We start from the raw sequence: 22561 nt of genomic DNA, 5'->3' as shown, positions 1-22561 counted from the left end.
TTTTAGAGCTTATACTTTATATAATGAAATTAAATTTAAAACGCCCCCTGGCATTTTTTGATCTTGAAGCAACTGGCGTAAACGTTGGTGCAGACAGAATTGTTGAAATTGCAATTCTTAAAGCCATGACTGATGGATCAGAAGAAATTAAAACATGGCGTGTAAATCCGGAAATGCCCATCCCGCTGCAAACCTCATTAATACATGGTATTTATGATGAGGATATTGCTAACGAACCAACTTTTAAAGCCATTGCTGTAGAAATTGCCGAATTTTTAGGTGATAGTGATTTGGCCGGTTATAACTCTAATAAATTTGATATCCCGATGCTTTTAGAAGAATTTTTAAGGGCAGAAGTCGATTTTGATATGAACGGGCGTAAGTTTGTTGATGTACAGAATATTTTTCATCAAATGGAACAGCGTACATTAAAGGCCGCCTATAAATTTTATTGCCAGGAAGATTTAATTAACGCACACGCCGCTGAAGCCGATGTAATTGCAACATATAAAGTATTGCTTGGACAGCTGGAGAAATATAAGGAAACAGAGTTTGAAGATAAACAAGGTAATAAAAGCATTCCGGTAGTAAATGACGTGGATGCACTGCATGTTTTTACAAACATTAACAAACCTGTTGATTTTGCAGGTAGAATGGTGTACAATGATAAAAATGAAGTATGTTTTAACTTTGGTAAACACAAAGGAAAAACTACGGAGCAGGTTTTTAGTGTAGAGCCCAGTTATTATGCCTGGATGAAAAATGGCGACTTCCCGCTTTACACCAAGAAGAAACTCGACGAAGAATGGGCTAAGTTTAATGTGAAAAAGAATGAAAACAGAGTGCCAAAGCCAGCCAATCAGCCTGCAAAGCCCTATCCGGCAAAGCCTCAGGAAAAAAAGGAAAAGCCTGCTGAGCCGATTAATACGGATATGCTGGAACAGCTAAAAATGAAATTTGGTAAATAAAATCATTAAAAAAATAGAAGAACACCAGGAAAGATAAGAGCATCTAATCTGGTGTTTTTTCGTTTTACCTTATATAAAACTAATTATGAAATCTATTAAAATATTTATTAGTTTGTTGTTGTGGGGCGCATTTACCCAGGCGCAGGTACAACTTCCAATAGAATCGGTTTTTCAAAAAACTTATCAGCAATCAACCAGAACTGTTAGCGGTAAACCCGGTGAAAAATATTGGCAAAATACTTCTAAATATCAAATTAAAGTAGATTTTAATCCTTCAAGCCGACTTTTAAAAGGAAACGTAGAAATTACCTATTTCAATAATAGTCCTGATACTTTAAAGGAAATTTGGTTTAAACTTTATCCTAATTTATACAAGAAGGGAACACCAAGAAAAACAAAATTTTCTGAATCTGATTTGGGTGAAGGTGTATCCATTGAAAAGCTGAATGCAAATGGCAAAAATGCTAGCTACCACATTGATGGTACCAATATGACAGTTAATGTACCAGCAGTTGCGCCGGGAAAAAGCATTACTTTTTCTATTAACTATCATTACATTTTGAATAAAGGTTCTCACATGCGTACGGGTCAGGTAGACGATGGCTCATACTTTATAGCTTATTTTTTTCCGAGAATAGCCGTTTATGATGATGTAGATGGCTGGAATAAATATCCATATACCGGAGCAGAAGAATTTTATAATGATTTCGATCATTTCAATGCGGAGATTACCGTTCCCGGCAGTTTTGGAGTGTGGGCTACAGGAGATTTAAAAAATGCATCTGAGGTTTTCCAAAAGGACATTGTTGCCAAAATTACGACAGCTGAAAAGAATGATGCAATTGTAGATGTAATTACAGCTGAAGATCTGGAAAATAAAAAGGTAACACAACCTAAACCTTTCAACACATTTAAATTTGAAGCTAAAAATGTAACTGATTTTGTTTTTGCATTAAGTGATCATTATTTGTGGAAATCGACCAGCTTGGTTGTAGACCCGCTTACTAAAAGAAGAACAAGGGTAGATGCTGTTTTTAATGCTAAACATAAAGATTATTACGAAGTAATTGATTTTGCCCGTAAAACAGTTGAATCTATGAGTTATAGTTTCCCTAAATGGCCTTTTCCATACAACCACGAAACTATTTTTGATGGTTTAGATCAAATGGAATATCCAATGATGGTAAATGATAACCCGGTTGATAATCGTACGGATGCCATTACTTTAACAGACCACGAAATTTTTCATACCATGTTTCCATTTTATATGGGCATTAACGAAACTAAGTATGGCTGGATGGACGAAGGCTGGGCGACCATAGGAGAGTGGTTAATTTCGCCGATGATTGATTCTACTATCATTGATGAATATGGTGTGCAGGCTACTGCATCTTCTTCAGGCAGTAAAGACGATACACCGATTATGACCCTAACTCCTGATTTAAATGGTTCAGGCTCTTTTACCAATTCATATCCGAAACCTGGATTGGCTTACTTATTTGTTAAAGATTATCTGGGAGATGAATTGTTTACAAAAGCTTTACACCATTACATCAAAAATTGGAATGGAAAACACCCTATGCCATACGACTTTTTTTACAGCATGAATGAGGGAAGTGGTAAAGATTTGAACTGGTTTTGGAAACGCTGGTTTTTTGAAGGTGGAATAACCGATATGGGGATTAAAGCTGTGAATAAAACGGAGAACGGTTATGCTATAACTGTCGAAAATAAAAGTAATAAACCTTTACCAGTTGATTTGACTTTAACCTACGAAGACGGATCAGTAGAAAAACAACATGCAAGTATTGGCGTTTGGGAAAAAGGCGATAAAGAAATCTCAGTATCTGTTGTTACAGTTAAAAAACTAAATAAAGTGGTTTTAGGAAGTGCACATGTTCCTGATAAAGCTAAGAGTGATAATACTTTTAACGTAAACTAAGTAATCAGGATTGTTTCTGATTCTAAGAAGATTAGATAACTCTTAATAAGAATCAAAAACAGGATAATATGCTTGTTTAATTGTGCCTTCGTTGCTAAAGAGCACATTTAACTTGTCGTTTGATAAAACTTTTTTTAAGGTCGTCTTTTTTCCGTTTATTAATATTTTGTTTTGAATTAACCTTATTCCGTGGCTATAATCTGCCCATAAGTTAGTGTGTTTGTTATAAACGGGTTGAATGGGTTTTCCTTCGGCCCGGTGCCAGCCATAAATAACAACTCTTGGGGTACTTTCTCCATATATTTTATTGGAAAGGATGATGTCTTTTTTGTTCCCTGCAGTTAATTCTCCATGATTGTGCCGGTTAAGAACAGGTTTCAGCTGGGTTAAAACGGAATCTGTATGTGCAATAAAAACAGGGACTGTAGTCATGGCTTTAGTTGGCGGAATATTTTGTGGCGTTAATTTAATCTTTGAATTTGCGTAAATCTCGTCTACCAGGTTTTTTGTTGGTAAAATACAATGCGTTAAATCAGCAATTTTTTGTGCCAAAATCGGCGTCATGGGCATATAAATGAAATCATCATTGTTGCCTATTGCAAAATAATCCGGCAACACATAATAGGAGATGTGATAAATATTTGTATCGCCTTCTATCGTAATATTCTTCTTAATTTCCACAAGGTTTCTTAAAAAATCAGGGACATTGCCATTTTTAATTTCTCTGAAAATGATCTTTTCACGATCTTCTAATGTCAATGTACTGTCGCTAATACTTTGGGCAAAAGCTTTACCACCAGGGACATCAGTTTTTCTTTTTTTTAAATGCAGGTTTTGTGCATTTGTGTGCAATGCAAAAACAAGCAGCAGCAGGGAAAAAACAATAGATTTAAGCATTTTCTATTTTTAAAAAATCAATATTTCTTTTTAAACCATTAAACCTGGTTCGTTTTACAGCCGATCCTTTAAATACCTTTTTAAAAACCTCATCGGTTATTTCAGTAAGCTCTTTAGCACTAAGGTCTAACAAGCCATTTTCGGGTTTAAAAGCTTCTTCCTGGTGTGCTTTTGAGAATCGGTTCCAGGGACAAACATCCTGACAGATGTCGCAACCAAACATCCAGTTGCTCATTTTATCTTTAAACTCGTCCGGAATTTCATTTTTAAGCTCAATTGTTAAATATGAAATACATTTACTGCCATCTACAACCTGCGGGGCGATAATGGCATCTGTAGGACAAGCATCCAGGCAACGCGTACAACTTCCACAATGATCGGCTTGGAAAGGATGATCATAATCCAATTCCAGATCAACAATTAATTCTGCAAGAAAGAAAAAAGACCCTTCGGTTTTACTAATCAGGTTTGAATTTTTGCCAATCCAGCCAATTCCCGAGCGTTGCGCCCAGGCACGATCTAAAACAGGGGCAGAATCCACAAAAGCACGACCAGAGACTTCGCCTATATTTTCTTCAATAAAGTTTAATAAGTGTTTAAGTTTATCTTTAATTACGGTGTGGTAATCCTGACCGTAAGCATATTTAGAAATTTTAGGGGCATCTGGGTCCGTCTGCTTTTCTTCAGTATAATAGTTTAAAGATAAGGATATTACCGATTTGGCGTCGTCAACTAATAGTCTGGGATCGAGCCGTTTATCAAAATAATTTTCCATGTACTTCATTTCACCGTGGTGGTTATTGTTTAACCATTTTTCCAATCTGGGGGCTTCAGTTTCTAAAAATTCTGCTTTAGAAATGCCACAGGCCATAAAGCCCAAACGAATGGCTTCATCTTTTATTAACCGGCTGTATTTTGCAGAATTATTGTACATGGATTTTGCAAAGATAAGGCTTAAGATTAAAACCTTTTACTTAATGAACTGTTGTAATTATGAAAACTAAATTAATTGATTATTAAACCAGAATATAAATTGAGCTATAATGCAATAAATATATCCGGTTTTCTACTCAATAGCTAATAAGATGGAAAATACAGATCCAAAACATATGGAAACGGGAGCAGCTCCCAAACCTATTGAACAAGATTACGAAAAACATAAAGACGATCCGGGGCCCGGTAAACCTGCCGTAACAGAAAAAGATGAAAATGGAGCAGGGCTGGCAATGAAATGGATCATCCCTATATTAATTATTGTAGGATTGATAGTTTGGTTTGCTATGCGTAAGTAGCAAATAGTTTTAGGTGAATGCCGGTTGTGATGGGCCGGCATTTTATTTTATATCAATATTTTCAAGAACTTATTTTAAAAGATTAACACTGTATAAATCGGTTCTCCTGTCTTTTAAAATTTTAACGGTTCCATAATGGTGTAATTCATCCAAAAGATGCAGATCTACATCAACCACCAAAACCATTTCTGTGTTAGGCGTTGCCTCGGCTTTAACTGCATTGGTAGGAAAAGCAAAATCGGATGGAGTAAATACTGCCGATTGAGCAAACTGAATATCCATATTATTCACTTTTGGCAAGTTACCCACACAACCTGCAATGGCTACATAACATTCATTTTCAATTGCCCTGGCCTGTGCGCAATGCCTTACGCGGGTATAGCCATTTTGGGTATCGGTTAAAAATGGAACAAAAAGAATTTGCATACCCTGATCTGCGTAAATGCGACTCAATTCGGGAAATTCAACATCATAGCAAATTAAAATACCGATTTTGCCACAATCGGTATCAAATACCTGTACTTTATCGCCGCCAACCATACCATAATACTTTTGTTCGTTAGGGGTGATGTGAATTTTGCGGTATTCGTCTATTTTTCCTGTTCTATGGCATAAATAAGTCACATTATACAGTTTCCCATTATCCAGCAAAGGCATACTGCCGGTTATAATATTCACATTATAACTCAGTGAATATTCGTGCATTCTCTGTACAATCTCTTCTGTTTTTTCGGCCAGTTTGCGCATGGCCTCAATTTCCGGCAGATGGTTATAGGGTTGTAGTAATGGTGTGTTAAACAATTCGGGAAACAGGATAAAGTCTGATTTATAACCACTTACTGCATCAACAAAAAACTCAACCTGTTCGTAAAAGCTATCCATATCCGGAAACAAACGCATTTGCCACTGGACCAGTCCTAAACGAATGGTCATAGCTGATCTGGCAGAGGCATCAACGCCCTGATAATAAATGTTATTCCACTCAATTAAAGTAGCATATTCTTTTGATTCATGATCGCCTGGAAGATAGTTTTTAAGCACTTTCCTCACGTGGAAATCATTGGATATCTGAAAGGTTAGAGTAGGATCGTAAATTTCCTTTGCTTTAACTTTATCAATATACTGCCTTGGACTCAGATTATCAGCATATTCGTGATAACCCGGGATACGGCCACCTGCAATGATGCTTTTTAAATTTAAGCTCTCACAAAGTTCTTTACGAGCTTCATAAAGTCTTCTGCCCAAACGCAATCCTCTAAATTCGGGGCTTACAAAAATTTCAATACCATATAAAGTGTCGCCGTTTGAATTATGAGTAGAAAAAGAATAATCTCCTGTAATCAGTTTATAAGTATGTTTATCACCATATTCATCATAATCAACAATGATGGATAATGAACAGGCTACAACTTTATCATCAACAGCAATACAAAGCTGTCCTTCGGGAAAGATTTTTAATAATTTAGCGATGCTTGATTTTGACCATATTTGTCCGCCCATGGTGTCGTAGGCCTGAGCCATTGACGCTGCAAGATCAGCATAATCTTCGAGCGTTAATTTTCGTAATTCAATATTCATTATAATTTGTTTATACTTTATTGAACGAAAAAGATACCAAAATGTTTGTAGAAATGGCTTATAGTGCCAGTTTTATGAAGATAAATGGCATGCAGTTGTGTACAAGTTGCCGTTGTGAGGTGAGAAGTGATCCGTTAATCAATGGTTTGAAAATGAATACTTCGTACCCCGCAATGACGAAAGTTTTGTTGTAAAATCTAAAACAATTTTCCGGTTTGTCCGGGATAGTTTTTCTTTAAATGTTTGTATGCTGCTTCGGTAACTTCTCTTCCACGTGAGGTACGCATAATGTAACCTTCCTGAATTAAGAAAGGCTCATAAACCTCTTCAATGGTACCTTCATCTTCACCAACAGCGGTTGCAATTGTTTTTAAACCAACTGGTCCGCCCTTAAATTTATCAATAATGGTAACCAGGATCCTGTTGTCCATTTCGTCTAAGCCGTGTTCATCAACATTTAAGGCATTTAAAGCATAACGGGCAATTTCAGTATCAATGTTTCCATTTCCTTTTATCTGTGCAAAATCTCTTGTTCTCCTTAACAGAGCATTTGCAATACGGGGCGTACCGCGACTACGGCGGGCAATTTCATAAGCGCCTTCATCACTGATGGCAGTTTTTAGAATATCTGATGATCTTAAAACAATTGTTGTTAAAAGTTTGGCGTCATAATAAGCCAGGCGGGCATTAATCCCGAAACGGGCACGTAATGGTGCCGTTAATAATCCTGATCGGGTGGTAGCGCCCACTAAAGTAAATGGGTTTAATGAAATTTGTACGGAACGGGCATTAGGGCCTGTTTCCAGCATAATGTCAATCTTAAAATCCTCCATTGCCGAATACAAGTATTCTTCTACCAATGGCGATAAACGATGGATTTCGTCAATAAACAGAATATCACCTTCATCAAGCCCGGTTAAAAGTCCGGCTAAATCTCCGGGTTTATCTAAAACAGGACCCGAAGTTACTTTTATTCCGGTCGCCATTTCATTGGCAATAATATGTGAAAGGGTTGTTTTACCCAATCCCGGAGGGCCATGTAATAACACGTGATCTAAAGATTCGCCACGAAGTTTGGCTGCCTGAACAAAAATCTTCAGGTTCTCCATTACTTTCTCTTGTCCGGTAAAATCTTCAAAAGCCTGCGGCCTCAGCACCCGCTCAATGTCGCGATCGGTAGGGGTTAGGTTGCCTGCTTCTGGATCAAGATTCTCATTCATGAAACAAAGATAAAATTAAATGCTAAAAAAATTAGGAAACTGTTTAAAATTCTAGTTATAAAAATATAAGGGAACGATAAAAATTAAACAGCTTTTGTGATTATTTAAATTTTGTAGAAACGACTAATTCTTTAGAACCTGCCGTGTACTGATAAAAACCTTCACCGGTTTTGGCTCCTTTTTTACCGGCAGCAACCATATTAACCAATAGTGGGCAAGGTGCGTATTTCGGATTACCAAATCCATCATGCAATACTTTTAATATAGCCAAACAAATATCCAGGCCAATAAAATCAGCCAGTTGTAATGGACCCATCGGATGAGCCATGCCCAATTTCATAACAGTATCAATTTCGTAAACACCAGCCACGCCTTCATATAAGGTATAAATGGCCTCATTAATCATTGGCATTAAAATACGGTTAGCCACAAAACCAGGATAGTCATTTACCTCAACCGGCACTTTTTGTAATTGTTCAGCAAGTGCCATTACGGTTTTAGTCGTTTCATCACTGGTAGCGTAACCTCTTATAACTTCAACAAGTTTCATCACCGGTACCGGATTCATGAAATGCATTCCAATCACTTTATCACCTCTGTTGGTTACAGCCGCAATTTGGGTAATCGAAATAGATGAAGTATTGGAAGCTAAAATTGCATTTTGGGGTGCAAAGCTATCCAGATCCTTAAAAATTTTAAGTTTAAGGTCGATATTTTCAGTTGCAGCTTCAACAATTAAGTCTGCGTTTTTTACACCTTCTTCTGTAGAAACAAAAGTGCGGATGTTTTTTAGTGTTGTCGCCTTTTGATCTTCAGTAATAGAACCTTTGCTTACCTGTCTGTCCAGATTTTTGCTAATGGTTTGTATCGCCTTATCTAAAGCACTTTGGTTAATATCGATCAGGTTTACATGGTAATTGAACTGCGCAAATGTGTGTGCAATGCCATTTCCCATTGTTCCTGATCCGATTACTGATATATTTTTCATGTACCTGGTTTTTTTATCTGTTTATAATTTGGTTTTATATAAGTATTGTACTCAAATGTAGTTAATGCCACTTTATAATTAAGGATTTTCTATTTGTTGATCCATCGTCATTATTTATTATTTAAACTTTTTTAACCTTCCTACAAACAAAACAGGCAAGTTAATTGCTTATAAAAGCGAAGAAAGTTATCGGCTGGATTTAAATAGTCCAGGCGTTTATATAAAAGCGCTTCCTGGTGAAAATTAGGTTAGTTAATGATTAGTTAAAATAGAGATCTTGCTGGATAGCCGATCTCTATTTTGTTTATGAACAAAATTTTAAGGAGCGAGACGGCTTTTAACCCACTCATTTTTAATCCATTGGTAATTGATCCGGTCGTGTAAACGATTTGATCTTCCCTGCCAAAATTCTATTCTGGTTGGTTTAACAATATAACCACCCCAATGTGCAGGCTTAACAATGGTTTTGCCTTCATTTTTTAAAGTTAAATCGGCTACTTTTTCTTCTAAAAAGGCTCTGTTTGGAATAACCTGACTTTGGGGAGAGGCTATTGCTCCAATCTGGCTGTCTTTAGGGCGGCTATGAAAATATTGTTCAGAAGTTTCTTTATCCAGTTTCTCTACAGTACCTTCAATACGCACCTGTCTTTCCAGTTCAGGCCAGAAAAATACCAGACAAGCTTGTGGGTTCCTTTTTAACTCTTTTCCTTTCTGACTCAGGTAATTGGTGTAAAAACGAAAACCATCCTCATCTACACCTTTAAGCAGTACAATACGGGCATCGGGTTTACCACTCTTATCGGCAGTAGCTAAAGTCATTACATTCGGTTCATATATTTTAGCTGAAATGGCATGTTCAAACCAGCTTTTAAATTGATTAATGGGGTTGTTATCTACATCAGATTCATCCAATGTGGCGCTTTTATAATCTTGGCGTAGGTTTTGTAGAAATTCATTAGTAACTTGCATAAAACAAAAATAAGCATCTTTTATGGTGCTACAAATGATTATCATCATGCTGAACAATATTAAACCCAAAATAGGGCGCTTGCTCATTTCTGAGCCATTTATGGCCGATCCGAATTTTAAAAGATCTGTTGTTTTGTTAACTGAACATGGTGACGAAGGTTCGGTTGGGTATATTTTAAATCAGGCGGGTAATTTATTGTTAAAAGATGTTATTCAGGATTTATGGCAAGCTGATAACCACATTTACTTTGGCGGGCCTGTGGCTGCTGATACGCTTCATTTTATTCACAGGTGTTATGATCAGATGCAAAGTGGAGAGCCTATTGGAGATGGACTTTACTGGGGAGGGAATTTTGAAACTTTAAGAATTTTAATTAATACCAACGCCATTAGCGAAAACGACGTGAAATTTTTTATGGGCTATTCAGGCTGGGATGAAGGGCAATTGGATAGAGAAATAGAGCAAAACGCCTGGATGGTGAGCGATATTCCTGATCCTGATACTATTTTTTCAAATGATGATGAAAAGCTTTGGCGTGACGTAATTGTAAACCTTGGGCCAAAATATGCCCACATCAGTAACTTCCCGGCAGATCCAAGTTTGAATTAATTTTCACTTAAAGTTTATCCTTCCATTTCAGCCGCTGTTTCTTCAACCTTTTTTCTAAGCTCATCTTTATAAGCTTGCATTTTAATGGTTAAAGATTCATCAGCAGTGGCCAGAATTTGAGCTGCAAGTAAGCCTGCATTTTTTGCTGCATTTAAAGCTACTGTAGCAACCGGAATGCCATTAGGCATTTGCAGGATAGATAAAATGCTGTCCCAGCCATCAATAGAATTTGATGATTTTACAGGAACGCCAATAACTGGCAGGGTAGTGATGGAAGCCACCATACCCGGTAAATGTGCAGCACCGCCAGCACCGGCAATAATTACTTTTAAGCCTCTTCCTTGCGCTTCTTTTGCATAATTGAACATGCGCTCAGGCGTACGGTGGGCAGAAACCACTGTAATTTCATAATTAATTCCAAATTCTTTTAAAATATCAGCTGCATCCTGCATAACCGGTAAATCAGACTTGCTTCCCATAATAATTCCGACACTGAAGTTTTGTGAATTTGTATTACTCATGATGTATTGTTTTAGAATTGGTATTTAAATTTTATTATTTATGCAATTACTCTTAATGTTTTTTGTACGTATCTCGCTTTTTCGATGGCTTTTTCCCGGTCGATATCCACAATGGTAATGTGCCCCATTTTTCGGAAAGGCTTGGTATATTTTTTACCATACAGGTGAACAAAAACGCCATCTATAGATAATATTTTTTCCAGATTTTCATATTTAGCTATGCCTTCATAACCTTTTTCACCCAATAAATTAATCATTACCGCATTGGTTATGCTGGATGTATCACCTAAAGGTAAATTATAGATAGACCGTATATGTTGTTCAAATTGAGAAACATAATTACCTTCTATGGTTTGATGTCCACTATTATGCGGTCTGGGCGCAACTTCATTTACCAATATTTCGCCTTCTTTGGTCACAAACATTTCAACCGCTAAAATTCCGGTAATGTTCATAGAAGAAGCAATATTTTTCGCAATATTTTCTGCCTTTTGCTGTAAACTTTCCGCATAAGTAGAAGGTGAGATTAAAAACTCAACCAGATTGGCTTCGGGATTAAATTCCATCTCCACCACTGGGAAGGTTTTCATATCTCCTTTAGAGTTTCGGGCCACAATTACAGCTATTTCTTTCTCAAAATCGACTAACTTCTCAATAATACAGGGTGCATCAAAAGCATTGTCAATATCTTCAATACTGTTCATCCGCATTACACCCTTACCATCGTAACCATCTTTCCGCAGTTTTAAAATATAGGGGAAATCAAAGTTGCTGTTCAGCATATCATCCTTTGTATTGGCCAGCTGAAAAGGAGAAGTAGGAATGTCGTTTTCTTTAAAAAACTGCTTTTGTATGCCTTTATCCTGTATCAAACGGATTACACGGGATTGAGGGAAAACCTGTTTGCCTTCTTTCTCCAACTGCTCAAGGGCTTCAATATTTACTTTTTCAATTTCAATGGTAATAATATCTGCTTTTTTACCGAAATTATATACGGTGTCGAAATCTGTAATTGAACCGTTTTCAAAGTAATTGCAAATGTGTTTACAGGGAGCGTCGGGGTCTGGATCTAAAACTAAAGAAGTTACGTTGTAATTAATCGCCTGCTGAATGAGCATTCGTCCTAATTGCCCGCCGCCTAATATGCCTAATTTTAATTCGCTGATCTGTTTTGCCATGAGGTGTGAAAAAGTATGCTAATTTTGCACAAAAGTAACCATAATAAACTTTATTGATGAATGCAGATGCAATAATTATTGGTGCCGGTGCTTGTGGCTTAATGTGTGCCGTACAGGCGGGTTATTTAGGTAAACAGGTTATTGTACTGGAAAAGAGCGAAAAACCCGGTGCTAAAATTTTAATTTCGGGTGGTGGAAGGTGTAATTACACCAATTATTTAGCATCGGCAGAGCAGTTTATTTCTGCCAATCCACATTTTATAAAATCGGCTTTTACACAATGGACAGTTGACGATACCATTAGTTTTTTTGAAACTTACGGCATTCAGGGTAAGGAAAAAACGCTTGGGCAGTTGTTTCCGGATAACAAAAATGCAAAGGATGTAGTCGCTATTTTTACTTCAGTTTGTGCAGATTTGGGTCAGGAGATTAGGTGTAATGCGGATGTAAAGGATATTGAAGTATTAGCCGATGGATTTAAAGTTACTTACGATAAAAATGGTAAAACAGTGGTATTAACCGCCACTAAGCTCGTTATCGCAACAGGAGGTTTACCGATTCCTAAAATGGGTGCTACAGATTTTGCACTGCGTTTTGCCCGGAAAAACGATCTGAAAATTATAGAAACAGCCCCTGCTTTGGTTCCGTTAACCATTACAGGTAAAGATGAAGAATGGTTTGCCCAATTATCAGGCAACTCGGTTTTTTGTGAAGTCAGTAATGACGAAATTTCTTTCGAAGAAAATATTCTCTTTACGCACTGGGGTTTAAGCGGACCGGCAATTTTACAAATTTCTTCTTTTTGGCGCAGGGGTGAGGTGATTAATCTGAACCTGTTGCCCAATCAAAATATAGTTGTTTTACTAGATGAAGAACGTAAAACGAATGGAAAATCATTGCTATCGACTTTATTGAACAGATTTTATACCCGGAAATTTACGGATGCCTTGGGCAAATTTCTGCCTTTAAGCAAAACAGTTGCTTCTTTAACTAATGCAGAAATTGAGCAGATTGAACAAACCATTCATCATTTTAAGGTTAAACCGGCCGGGGATAAAGGTTACGATAAGGCTGAGGTAATGCGTGGTGGAATTGATACCAATGAAATTTCCTCTAAAACGCTTGAATGTAAAAAGATACCTGGATTATATTTTGGTGGCGAATGTATGGATGTTACGGGCTGGCTGGGTGGTTATAATTTTCAATGGGCATGGGCAAGTGGTTTTGTAATTGCACAGAATTTATAAACTCCTTTCCTAATAAACACCAATTGATTTGCAGATTAAAATGATTTGGAAAGCATAGGCTGTAGTTTTTATATAAGTTTGTTCCCGCTTTGCGCTATATCCCCGAAAAGAATCGGGGGATGCCGCTGCAATCGGGTTTATAAAATCGGATCGTGCAAGTAATGGACAAAATGTCGTAAAGTGACATTGTTTCTAAACCCGATCGGAGTGAAATGTTCCGATTTTTCATTGGAACAGAAACGGGAGCGGGGCTGTAGTTTCGTAAATGTTGCTGCCTGTTCATTTCCAGAGTACGAAGGATATAAATGTCAATTAATTTACAGATTAAAATGATTTGGAAAGCAGAATGAGCTATTCAGATTTTTCATCAGAAACGAGGCTATAGTTGCCCATTTCCATATCACTGATATCGGTTTTTCAAGTAGAACAACACAACAAATAGATTTTTACAGGTAAACATTAGGCATAATTTCCCAGGCCCATGGTTTTTTAAAAGTTTTAAAAGTTCTTAAACGATTAAAGAATAAAACCTCGCTGGTTCTATGATTAGAAATGTCTCTGCGGTATATATTTCCATAGGTGGTGTACAATTCACGATCTGTAAAATTATAAACCCTTTCGGTCATTTCGCCAGTATTGTTATTGTAGTAAAGGTTAACTGCATTGGTTAAAAACCAATCTTTGTCCTGGAATTTAAATGTATAACCTAATTCCCAGCGCCATTCGCTTCCTCCGCTAAATCTTAAATATAATTGTCCTTCTCTGATGTAAATTTGCTGAAGCGGGTCACCAAGTTTACCGCCTTCTTCCGATCTTAAAATAAAATCATTGTTTTGGGTCGAAAGCTGGTAAAGACCATTAAGTTTATCTTTAAAAAAAATAACCAGCATTCTCGGTTTCTGTGTTTCCTTTATAATATCGGTGCTATTATCGCCATAAACACGGGTTTCATCAATGGCTTTATGATATTCTAAAACCATTGCCAGATCTTCCGAACCATCATTGTTTAAATCGCCCTGAGTTTGATCAATAACAGCCCAGTTAATTGGAGTAAGCTGTGCGATAGTTTCGCCCTGAGTTTTAATTTTAGGGAAAATAAATGCTTTTTGTGCAAAGCTGACTTGAGTAAGAATTATAAAGAAGAGCAGCTGAATAAATTTCATGTACGATAAAACGTGTTTTGTATTTAAAACGTTAGTGACTAACATTAATTGTATTTCCGGTTAGGTAAGCAGAGAGAATACCTTTATTTAATGCCTAAATTAATCTTTAAAATCACTTAATTTGTAATTAAATATTTTCTTTTGAAAACAGAACTTTTTCTTATTACGCCGCCTTTTACTCAACTGAATACTCCATATCCGGCAACGGCGTATATAAAAGGTTTTTTAAATACAAAAAATATAAGCGCTACGCAGGCAGATTTGGGTATTGAAGTTATACTGGTGTTGTTTTCAAAATCCGGACTGCAAAATTTGTTTAATCATGTGGAGCAAATCATTAATTTGTCTGCAATTTCTGCCAATAGTAAGCGTATACTGGCTTTAAAAGATGAATATTTAAAAACAATAGATGCGGTAATTGATTTTCTTCAGGGGAAAAACCCCACCCTGGCATTACAGATATGCGGTGACGACTTTTTGCCTCAGGCATCCAGGTTTTCGCAGCTTGAAGAGTTGGATTGGGCTTTTGGAGCTATGGGAACTCAAGATAAGGCCAAACATTTAGCTACGCTATATCTGGAGGATATTTCTGATTTTATTGTAGAGTGTGTTGATGAAAATTTTGGTTTTAGTCGTTATGCAGAACGTTTAGGCAGAAGCGCCAACTCTTTTGATGAACTTTATTGTGCCCTGCAAAAGGAACTGACTTATATCGACGAAATTCTGATCGATATTTTAAAAGAACGCATTGAAACTATCCAACCGAAACTATTTTTAATTTCCGTTCCTTTCCCGGGTAATTTGTACAGTGCATTTCGTGCGGCACAATGGGTTAAAAAATACCATCCTGAAATTAGGATTTCTATGGGTGGTGGTTTCCCTAATACAGAATTACGTTCGTTATCCGATCAACGCGTTTTTGAATTTTTTGATTACATCACACTGGATGATGGCGAACTTCCGGTTGAATTACTGATTCAGAATATAAATCAATCTGCTCCTGTAGAAATGCAGCTATTTAAACGCACTTTTTTACTCGAAAATGGAAAAGTGGTTTATCGTAATGACACTTTACGGCAGGATTATAAACAAGCTGACGTTGGAACACCCGATTATTCGGACTTAAAATTAGATCAGTACATTTCTGTCATCGAAATTGTAAACCCGATGCATAGAATGTGGAGCGATGGCAGGTGGAATAAATTAACCATGGCACACGGTTGTTATTGGGGTAAATGTACATTTTGTGATATTTCTTTAGATTATATTAAGGTATATGAACCGGTTGCCGCAAAACTAGTTGTAGACCGGATTGAAGAACTGGCAGAAAAAACAGGCCAAAATGGTTTTCACTTTGTGGATGAAGCGGCACCACCGGCATTAATGCGTGAGGTTGCTTTAGAAATTATCAGAAGAAAACTTGCAGTAACCTGGTGGACAAACATTCGCTTTGAAAAAAGTTTTACGCAGGATTTATGTGTGTTGTTAAAAGCATCGGGCTGTATTGCCGTTTCAGGTGGTTTGGAGGTTGCCTCAGATCGTTTATTAAAACTTATTGATAAAGGGGTAACGGTAGAACAGGTGGCAAAAGTTACCCGAAATTTTACCGAAGCGGGCATTATGGTGCATGCTTATTTAATGTATGGCTACCCAACACAAACCATTCAGGAAACGGTAGATAGTTTAGAAATGGTTCGGCAGTTATTTGAAATGGGTATTTTACAATCCGGATTTTGGCATCAGTTTGCCATGACAGCGCATAGCCCGGTTGGTATGTATCCCGAAAAATTTGGGGTGGTAAAAGAAACGGAAACTATTGGAACTTTTGCAAACAATGACATTAACTATATTGATAAAACAGGTATAGATCATAATAAATTTAGCTACGGATTAAAAAAATCGCTTTTCAATTTTATGCATGGAATTTGTTTTGATTACGAATTGCAGGATTGGTTTGATTTTAAAATTCCGAGAACAAAAATTCCGGCTGACTTTATCGAAAAGGCTTTAAATGAAGACAATCATTTCAATATAAAATCAACAGCTAAGATTGTTTGGTTGGGTGGCAAACCTGAAGTAGAAAGCTTTACAAAATCTAAAAAAGGAAATTCGTGGGAAATGGTTTCCTTAACTTTTCAGAATAAAAAAGATAGTCTTACCATTCAAACTAATCAGGATGAAGGGATGTGGCTGTCCGCTGTTTTAGAAAAAGTATCGATATCAAATGACAAGGTTTATACCTTTCAGGAGATAAAAACTGATTTTGAAACCAATTTTCAAGATTTTGAATTGTTTTGGTATTCAAAACCTGTTAATGTTTTAAGAGACGCTGGTCTTTTGGTTCTTTAATTATTAGCTACTCTTCCTTAAACAAATTCAGAATGATCGGGTTCATTACCTAATTTGTCAATCCTCGAGTTTATCGAAGATTTTATTATTGCTCTACTCAGGATAACAGACCTATTTTTTATACTTTTATTTTGTAATGGGTTAAGAAATAGATAATAAAAATCAGCAGAATTGAATTGAAAATCAGAAGTAACCAGGATATCACTGATTTTTTATCTTTCATTACCGCAACAAAAGCACTGATATAAGCCATAGCAGCCAAAGCCAGAAACAAATCTATGGTTTGTATGCCCAGTAAATAATAACCGCTGTAAGAAAAAACAAAGCAAGCCAGTATCAGAAAAATAACGGAAGCTATATTGTATAATTTATTTGGCTGCATTTGTTTTATGTGGATATAACGATGATTCCAATTTGTTAATCGCAATGAGGAACAGTAAAAGTCCAGGTTTCTGCTTCCGCATTCGGAATTACATAGCCATTGCCCTTAGCCGTTTCAAACCATAATTTTCCACGTAGTTTTTCTCTTGTTCCAACTTCATTTAAAGTTGCACTGTCATACAGACGACCGTTAATCATCACATATTTTATCTTTTCCGAATTACGGATATCATCCAGCGGATTAGCATCCATGATCACTAAATCTGCTAGTTTTCCAACTTCCAGTGAACCAATTTCTTTAGTCATGCCTAAGTATGAAGCGCCATTTAAGGTTGCATTTCGAATGGCCTGAAGAGGAGAGAAACCACCCTGAACCATCATCCATAATTCCCAATGTGCACCTAAACCCTGTATTTGTCCGTGTGCCCCTAAGTTTACTTTGGTGCCCCCATCTGCAATTTGTTTAGTGGCTTTAGCAATTTCAATATGGTTATAATCTCCATATTCAGAAGTTGTTCTGCGGCGGGCCTTTTCATCTATAATCGAACGTGGGGTATAAGTCATTAACTTTTCATTTTCCCAAACATTGGTGCGGTCGTACCAATAATTTTCGCCCCATTGTCCACCGTAGGCCACAATTAAAGTAGGCGTATAGCCAACTTCGGTATTGTTCCAAAAGCTAGTCACGTCTTTGTATACCGGTAACACCGGAATGCTGTGTTCAATTCCAGTGTGTCCATCGGCTACCATATTCATATTGGTAAAAAATGTTGAACCGCCTTCAGGTACTACTTCCATTTTTAACTGACGGGCAGCTTCTAAAATCTGTTGACGTTGTTCGCGGCGTGGCTGATTGTAAGATTTAACAGAAAATGCCCCAACAGCTTTTAACCGGCGCAGGTTTGCCAACGCATCGTCCAGGCTGTTAATTACAACTTTAAAATCACCATCTGCACCATATAAAATAGAGCCGGTAGAATAAACCCTAGGGCCAATCATTCTGCCAGCCTTAAGCATTTCGCTTTGACTAAATACCATTTCCGTATTACTCGAAGGATCGTGTGATGTGGTTACACCAAAAGCCAGGTTGGCCATGTAACTCCAGTCACTTTGAGGCGTAATTCCATCCGGGCTGGTACGCAAATGTGCGTGAACATCAATAATGCCGGGCATAATGGTTTTACCATTTACATCAATAACCTTCGCATTTGCCGGGATGGTAATTGCATCACTTTTACCAATAGCTGTAATTTTATTTCCATCTGTTAATATTGTTCCGTTTTCTATCACTTCATCACCTTTCATTGAAATAATTCTGGCGCCTTTAAGTGCAACAATTCCCGTTGGAACATCGCTTTTCAGCACTAAATTAATATCTGTGGATGTTGCTGTGGTTTTTGGAGTATTGCCATCAAAGTTAAAAGCATTATTTACATCGATTGTGAAGTATTTCGGCCCCATTGTCCAGTGTAAATTTTTACTATCCGTGCTCCATTGGATGTATGTTCCACCATCAGTTGTTACTTTGGTTACGGGAATAGCTTTATTGCCTGCTGATGCATCCTGCGCTGTTCCAACATTAATCATTGGTGTAATGTATACGTTAAACAATTCGTTAAAAGCAACCCATTTATTATCCGGGCTTATTACAAACTGATTTGCATATTGCGAAGTAAAGTGTGTACGCTCATTTGAACCATTTAAATCAACACTTTTTAATGCTTTTTTCCCATCAGCATAACTCTGGAAGTAAATTCTGCTATCCGTGTTGTTAAATTGTGGTCTGATACCGTTTTCGGTTACTAAAGTTTTGGTTCCACCGCCAGCAGGCATTATAAAAATTCCTGTACCACGACCATAGCTGTAACCCAAAACATCATTTCCAACACCTTTTCTGAAAACAATTTTATCCCCTTTGGTTGAGTATTGGGGCGAATAATAAAAACCTTTTTCATCACTTAATGTAATGGTTTTACCCGTTTTAAGATCGGTTCTTTTTATGGCTCCTCTAAGTTCGTCATTCCAGGTGGTGTAAACAATATACTTCCCGTCAGGACTAAAACCCGGATCAAATTCGAAATCCGTACCGTTGGTTAACCGTTCAGGATTTCCGTTTGGCATTTCTTTTTTATACAGATATCCGGCTGCGTTAAATACAACCATATTTCCATCCGGAGCAGTAACCAGCTGCCTTAACATTTTAGCTGAAAATTCACTTTTAAAAACTTCCTGTTCAAAATGTAAGGCTTGCTGCACAGTTTGTGTGCTGTTTACCTGGAAAGGAATTTCGTCGGTTTGTAAATTGGCGAGGTCCGTTTTCCTGATTTTTCCTTTTGCATAAAAAACAAGGCCTTTACTATCCGGCATCCACGCAAAATTTGGATAAACACCAAAAATGGCCCAGGTTTCTTGTTGATCATGAGATAAATCTTCATATACCGGCCATTCTTCACCTGTTTTTATGTTTTGTACATATAAAACAGATTTTAAGCGAACACGCTTAACAAAAGCCATTAAATTTCCATCAGGAGAAATCTGAGGACGACAAGCGCCGCCTTGCTCATTAATAAAAGTAGAAAGTTTGCCGCTGTTTAAATCCAGCTGACGGATGGCGTAAATGGTTCCATTCGGATCTTTACTGTATTCAAAATTGGGCCCGCGGGTTACATCTTCACTAAAATAAACGTATTTACCGTCAGGAGAAACATTTGGCTCACCAGCATCCTGCTGATCATTTTTTCTTTTGGTAAGCTGAATGCCTTCTCCACCATTGATGTTGTACATCCACATTTCGCCTGCACCAAGAGAACGGGAAGCTGTAAAATGTTTTCTTGCCACTAAATATTCACTATTAGGCATCCAGGTTGCATTATTCAGTAACTTGAAACTTTCTTTAGTGACTTGTTTTTTAGCAGAACCATCCCGATTCATTATCCATATATTATCGCCACCACTTTTATCGCTGGTATAAGAAATGTATTTTCCATTGGGACTAAACCTCGGTTGCACGTCCCAGGCAATGCCGCCGCTTAATAATTTTGCACTTCCACCGGTTATTGGCATAACATAAATATCGCCAAGCAAATCAAAAACAATTTCTTTACCATCTGCACTAACATCTACATTCATCCAGGTACCTTCGTCCGTGTTAATGCTAAAGTTTTTGGTGGTTCCAGGATATTTTTCTACGTCCCATTTTTTTTCCTGAGCCATTGAAGTAAACGTAAATAGCGAGAACGCGAATAAAAAGAAAAATTGTTTCATTAAATTATTAAGATTAATTGCGCCGCAATTTAGTAATATGTGCCGCTTTTTTATAGTTTTGGTACTGCCGATTTATGACAGCAATAGAGATTTTACAAAAGTATTGGGGACATCAGTCTTTCAGGCCACTGCAGCAGGATATCATTACTTCTGTTTTGGAAGGAAAGGATAGTCTGGCGCTTTTACCTACCGGTGGGGGCAAATCCATCTGTTTTCAGGTACCGGCTTTGGTAAATGAAGGCATTTGTATTGTAGTTTCTCCATTGATTGCCCTGATGAAAGATCAGGTAGAAAACCTGAAGTCAAAAGGGATTGAAGCCATTGCCATTTATGGAGGCATGGGTAAAAGAGAGATCGATATCTTACTCGATAACTGTATTTATGGTAAAGTTAAATTCCTGTACCTGTCTCCTGAAAGATTGCTTTCCGATCTGGTTAGAACACGGATTTCTTACATGAATGTTAACCTGATTGCGGTTGATGAAGCACATTGTATTTCGCAGTGGGGTTACGATTTCCGCCCGCCATACCAGCAAATTTCAAAACTTCGTGAAATTTTACCCAATGTACCTGTTTTAGCTCTTACTGCTACGGCTACTTCATTTGTTCGAAAGGATATAGTAGAGAAACTTGAAATGAAAGATCCACAAATCTTCGTTAAAAGTTTTGCCAGAGATAACCTGAGTTATGTAATTTTTGGACAGGAAGATAAATATAAAAAACTGATTGATATTTGCCGTAATGTAAAAGGAACAGGTTTGGTTTATGTTCGAAGCAGGAGAGAAACCACAGAAGTTGCTAATTTCCTAAACCGCAATCAGCTTAAAGCCGATTTTTATCATGCCGGATTAGAACGTGATGTCCGTTTCAAAAAACAGGAAGACTGGAAACTGAATAAAACCAGGATCATGGTGGCTACAAATGCGTTCGGAATGGGGATTGATAAAGCCGATGTTCGGTTTGTAGTGCATTTGGATTTACCCGAAAGTTTAGAAGCGTATTACCAGGAAGCAGGCAGGGCAGGACGAGATGAAAAAAGGAGTTATGCCGTTTTATTGGCCAACCAGGCTGATGCTTTAAATTTAGAATCCAGGTATATCGATAGCTTCCCGTCAGCTGACGAGATTAGAAAAACCTATCATTATCTTGGTAATTATTTTCAGCTGGCTTTCGGTGCTGGCGAAGGGCTCAATTTTCCTTTCGATGTGGCCGATTTTTGCAAAAGATTTAATTTAAGTGTTTTGAAAACTTTATCAGCACTAAAATTTTTAGAACATGATGGCTACCTAACTTTGTCGGAAAGTGTTTTTCTCCCTTCGAGATTAATGTTTACCGTTTCACATGAAGAAGTTTACCGATTTCAGATTGAAAATAAAGCCTACGATAATTTAATAAAAACCATTCTTCGTTCTTACGGAGGGGCATTTGATGGTTATGTAAAGATTAATGAGGCAGAACTGGCCAAAAGGACAGGCTTTTCTTATAGTGGAATCGTATCCTTATTGAATAAACTTGAATCTATAGAACTGCTTTCTTATTTGCAGCAAACGGATCAGCCTCAGCTGCAATATGTGCGGCCACGTGTGGATATGGATCATTTTGATGTGGACGTTAAATACCTGGAATTAAGAAAAGAAATTTTGCTCAAGCAAATCAATGCGGTTGTTGCTTATGCGTCGAGTTCTGTATGCAGAAGTATGCAGTTGTTAAATTATTTCGACGAGCATAATGCGCCAAAGTGCGGCGTATGTGATGTTTGTCTGGCTGAAAAGAAACAGGAAAATGAAGCACAAATAAACGATCAGCTTGATTTTGAAATTATTTCATTATTGCAGCAACAACCTTTAAGTTTGGATGATTTAGTGATGAGCATAAAAAAAGGAAATGAAAATGAACGTTTAGAGGCCATTCGTGAATTATTAGATGCCGGTAAAATTAAATCAGATGGCAAGAAATACTATCTTTAGCCGATAAAATATTTAATCGTTTAAACT

General features: G+C 37.2%; 19 protein-coding genes. 8 read left to right on the top strand and 11 right to left on the bottom strand.

Annotation, left to right across the window (positions count from 1 at the left end; all coding sequences use genetic code 11):
- The first annotated feature begins 23 nt into the window (after nucleotides 1-23).
- Nucleotides 24-968, top strand: coding sequence for a 3'-5' exonuclease (locus O0955_RS07790; protein ID WP_269426979.1), 945 nt, complete (start codon nucleotides 24-26; stop codon nucleotides 966-968).
- 85 nt (nucleotides 969-1053) lie between these two features.
- On the top strand, nucleotides 1054-2910 hold the full coding sequence (locus tag O0955_RS07785; protein ID WP_269426978.1) for a M1 family metallopeptidase: 1857 nt from the start codon (nucleotides 1054-1056) through the stop codon (nucleotides 2908-2910).
- A 42-nt stretch (nucleotides 2911-2952) separates the two neighbouring features.
- On the opposite strand, the gene O0955_RS07780 is transcribed toward O0955_RS07785, so the two are convergent.
- On the bottom strand, nucleotides 2953-3807 hold the full coding sequence (locus O0955_RS07780; RefSeq protein ID WP_269426977.1) for a hypothetical protein: 855 nt from the start codon (nucleotides 3805-3807) through the stop codon (nucleotides 2953-2955).
- On the bottom strand, nucleotides 3800-4741 hold the full coding sequence (gene queG / locus O0955_RS07775) for a tRNA epoxyqueuosine(34) reductase QueG (protein WP_269426976.1): 942 nt from the start codon (nucleotides 4739-4741) through the stop codon (nucleotides 3800-3802). Before queG ends, O0955_RS07780 begins: the two co-directional genes overlap by 8 nt.
- 151 nt (nucleotides 4742-4892) lie before the next feature.
- Here queG and O0955_RS07770 point away from each other — a divergent pair, with 151 nt between their 5' ends.
- Nucleotides 4893-5099, top strand: coding sequence for a hypothetical protein (locus tag O0955_RS07770; protein ID WP_269426975.1), 207 nt, complete (start codon nucleotides 4893-4895; stop codon nucleotides 5097-5099).
- 69 nt (nucleotides 5100-5168) lie between these two features.
- Here O0955_RS07770 and O0955_RS07765 read toward each other — a convergent pair whose 3' ends face one another.
- A complete protein-coding gene (locus O0955_RS07765; protein ID WP_269426974.1) occupies nucleotides 5169-6677 on the bottom strand; it encodes a bifunctional GNAT family N-acetyltransferase/carbon-nitrogen hydrolase family protein in 1509 nt (502 codons plus the stop codon).
- A gap of 20 nt (nucleotides 6678-6697) precedes the next feature.
- Between O0955_RS07765 and O0955_RS07760 the strand changes: the two genes are divergently transcribed.
- Entirely contained in the window at nucleotides 6698-6871 is a 174-nt protein-coding gene (locus O0955_RS07760; RefSeq protein ID WP_269426973.1) for a hypothetical protein, read from the top strand.
- Nucleotides 6872-6874: 3 nt separating this feature from the next.
- Here O0955_RS07760 and ruvB read toward each other — a convergent pair whose 3' ends face one another.
- From ruvB to pdxH, 3 genes are all read right to left on the bottom strand, one after another.
- Nucleotides 6875-7897, bottom strand: coding sequence for a Holliday junction branch migration DNA helicase RuvB (gene ruvB / locus O0955_RS07755; RefSeq protein ID WP_269426972.1), 1023 nt, complete (start codon nucleotides 7895-7897; stop codon nucleotides 6875-6877).
- A 100-nt stretch (nucleotides 7898-7997) separates the two neighbouring features.
- Complete coding sequence (locus tag O0955_RS07750; protein WP_269426971.1) at nucleotides 7998-8885, bottom strand: 3-hydroxybutyryl-CoA dehydrogenase; 888 nt, start codon at nucleotides 8883-8885, stop codon at nucleotides 7998-8000.
- Nucleotides 8886-9203: 318 nt separating this feature from the next.
- Nucleotides 9204-9854 carry a pyridoxamine 5'-phosphate oxidase gene (gene pdxH, locus O0955_RS07745; protein WP_269427229.1) on the bottom strand — a complete coding sequence of 217 codons (651 nt, stop codon included), beginning with the start codon at nucleotides 9852-9854 and terminating at the stop codon, nucleotides 9204-9206.
- Nucleotides 9855-9900: 46 nt separating this feature from the next.
- Here pdxH and O0955_RS07740 point away from each other — a divergent pair, with 46 nt between their 5' ends.
- Nucleotides 9901-10464: a YqgE/AlgH family protein gene (locus O0955_RS07740; protein WP_269426970.1), complete on the top strand. Its 564-nt coding sequence runs from the start codon at nucleotides 9901-9903 to the stop codon at nucleotides 10462-10464.
- Between the two features lie 14 nt (nucleotides 10465-10478).
- On the opposite strand, the gene purE is transcribed toward O0955_RS07740, so the two are convergent.
- Nucleotides 10479-10985 (bottom strand): 5-(carboxyamino)imidazole ribonucleotide mutase, encoded by a 507-nt coding sequence (purE, locus tag O0955_RS07735; protein ID WP_269426969.1) that lies wholly within the window; start codon nucleotides 10983-10985, stop codon nucleotides 10479-10481.
- A gap of 38 nt (nucleotides 10986-11023) precedes the next feature.
- Nucleotides 11024-12163: a 5-(carboxyamino)imidazole ribonucleotide synthase gene (locus O0955_RS07730; protein WP_269426968.1), complete on the bottom strand. Its 1140-nt coding sequence runs from the start codon at nucleotides 12161-12163 to the stop codon at nucleotides 11024-11026.
- A gap of 56 nt (nucleotides 12164-12219) precedes the next feature.
- Here O0955_RS07730 and O0955_RS07725 point away from each other — a divergent pair, with 56 nt between their 5' ends.
- Nucleotides 12220-13410: a BaiN/RdsA family NAD(P)/FAD-dependent oxidoreductase gene (locus O0955_RS07725; protein ID WP_269426967.1), complete on the top strand. Its 1191-nt coding sequence runs from the start codon at nucleotides 12220-12222 to the stop codon at nucleotides 13408-13410.
- A gap of 446 nt (nucleotides 13411-13856) precedes the next feature.
- On the opposite strand, the gene O0955_RS07720 is transcribed toward O0955_RS07725, so the two are convergent.
- A complete protein-coding gene (locus O0955_RS07720; RefSeq protein WP_269426966.1) occupies nucleotides 13857-14573 on the bottom strand; it encodes a hypothetical protein in 717 nt (238 codons plus the stop codon).
- A 141-nt stretch (nucleotides 14574-14714) separates the two neighbouring features.
- On the opposite strand from O0955_RS07720, the gene O0955_RS07715 reads away from it, so the two are divergent.
- Nucleotides 14715-16922: a B12-binding domain-containing radical SAM protein gene (locus O0955_RS07715; RefSeq protein ID WP_269426965.1), complete on the top strand. Its 2208-nt coding sequence runs from the start codon at nucleotides 14715-14717 to the stop codon at nucleotides 16920-16922.
- Nucleotides 16923-17040: 118 nt separating this feature from the next.
- Here the strand turns inward: O0955_RS07715 and O0955_RS07710 are convergent, their stop codons facing one another.
- Entirely contained in the window at nucleotides 17041-17304 is a 264-nt protein-coding gene (locus tag O0955_RS07710; protein ID WP_269426964.1) for a hypothetical protein, read from the bottom strand.
- Between the two features lie 35 nt (nucleotides 17305-17339).
- Nucleotides 17340-20567, bottom strand: a complete 3228-nt coding sequence (locus tag O0955_RS07705) for an amidohydrolase family protein (RefSeq protein ID WP_269426963.1) — start codon at nucleotides 20565-20567, stop codon at nucleotides 17340-17342.
- Between the two features lie 74 nt (nucleotides 20568-20641).
- Between O0955_RS07705 and O0955_RS07700 the strand changes: the two genes are divergently transcribed.
- Nucleotides 20642-22534 carry a RecQ family ATP-dependent DNA helicase gene (locus O0955_RS07700; RefSeq protein ID WP_269426962.1) on the top strand — a complete coding sequence of 631 codons (1893 nt, stop codon included), beginning with the start codon at nucleotides 20642-20644 and terminating at the stop codon, nucleotides 22532-22534.
- The last annotated feature ends 27 nt before the right edge of the window (nucleotides 22535-22561 follow it).

This window comes from Pedobacter punctiformis (assembly GCF_027213715.1).
In the GTDB taxonomy this organism is placed as follows: domain Bacteria; phylum Bacteroidota; class Bacteroidia; order Sphingobacteriales; family Sphingobacteriaceae; genus Pedobacter; species Pedobacter punctiformis.
The sequence above is the reverse complement of the archived record's forward strand: the minus strand, read 5'-3'. Positions and strand labels throughout refer to the sequence as shown.

Coding starts and splice junctions, on each gene's coding strand:
- O0955_RS07790 (WP_269426979.1), top strand. CDS start 24: ATGAAATTAAATTTAAAACGCCCCCTGGCATTTTTTGATCTTGAAGCA.
- O0955_RS07785 (WP_269426978.1), top strand. CDS start 1,054: ATGAAATCTATTAAAATATTTATTAGTTTGTTGTTGTGGGGCGCATTT.
- O0955_RS07780 (WP_269426977.1), bottom strand. CDS start 3,807: ATGCTTAAATCTATTGTTTTTTCCCTGCTGCTGCTTGTTTTTGCATTG.
- queG (WP_269426976.1), bottom strand. CDS start 4,741: ATGTACAATAATTCTGCAAAATACAGCCGGTTAATAAAAGATGAAGCC.
- O0955_RS07770 (WP_269426975.1), top strand. CDS start 4,893: ATGGAAAATACAGATCCAAAACATATGGAAACGGGAGCAGCTCCCAAA.
- O0955_RS07765 (WP_269426974.1), bottom strand. CDS start 6,677: ATGAATATTGAATTACGAAAATTAACGCTCGAAGATTATGCTGATCTT.
- ruvB (WP_269426972.1), bottom strand. CDS start 7,897: ATGAATGAGAATCTTGATCCAGAAGCAGGCAACCTAACCCCTACCGAT.
- O0955_RS07750 (WP_269426971.1), bottom strand. CDS start 8,885: ATGAAAAATATATCAGTAATCGGATCAGGAACAATGGGAAATGGCATT.
- pdxH (WP_269427229.1), bottom strand. CDS start 9,854: ATGCAAGTTACTAATGAATTTCTACAAAACCTACGCCAAGATTATAAA.
- O0955_RS07740 (WP_269426970.1), top strand. CDS start 9,901: ATGCTGAACAATATTAAACCCAAAATAGGGCGCTTGCTCATTTCTGAG.
- purE (WP_269426969.1), bottom strand. CDS start 10,985: ATGAGTAATACAAATTCACAAAACTTCAGTGTCGGAATTATTATGGGA.
- O0955_RS07730 (WP_269426968.1), bottom strand. CDS start 12,163: ATGGCAAAACAGATCAGCGAATTAAAATTAGGCATATTAGGCGGCGGG.
- O0955_RS07725 (WP_269426967.1), top strand. CDS start 12,220: ATGAATGCAGATGCAATAATTATTGGTGCCGGTGCTTGTGGCTTAATG.
- O0955_RS07720 (WP_269426966.1), bottom strand. CDS start 14,573: ATGAAATTTATTCAGCTGCTCTTCTTTATAATTCTTACTCAAGTCAGC.
- O0955_RS07710 (WP_269426964.1), bottom strand. CDS start 17,304: ATGCAGCCAAATAAATTATACAATATAGCTTCCGTTATTTTTCTGATA.
- O0955_RS07705 (WP_269426963.1), bottom strand. CDS start 20,567: ATGAAACAATTTTTCTTTTTATTCGCGTTCTCGCTATTTACGTTTACT.
- O0955_RS07700 (WP_269426962.1), top strand. CDS start 20,642: ATGACAGCAATAGAGATTTTACAAAAGTATTGGGGACATCAGTCTTTC.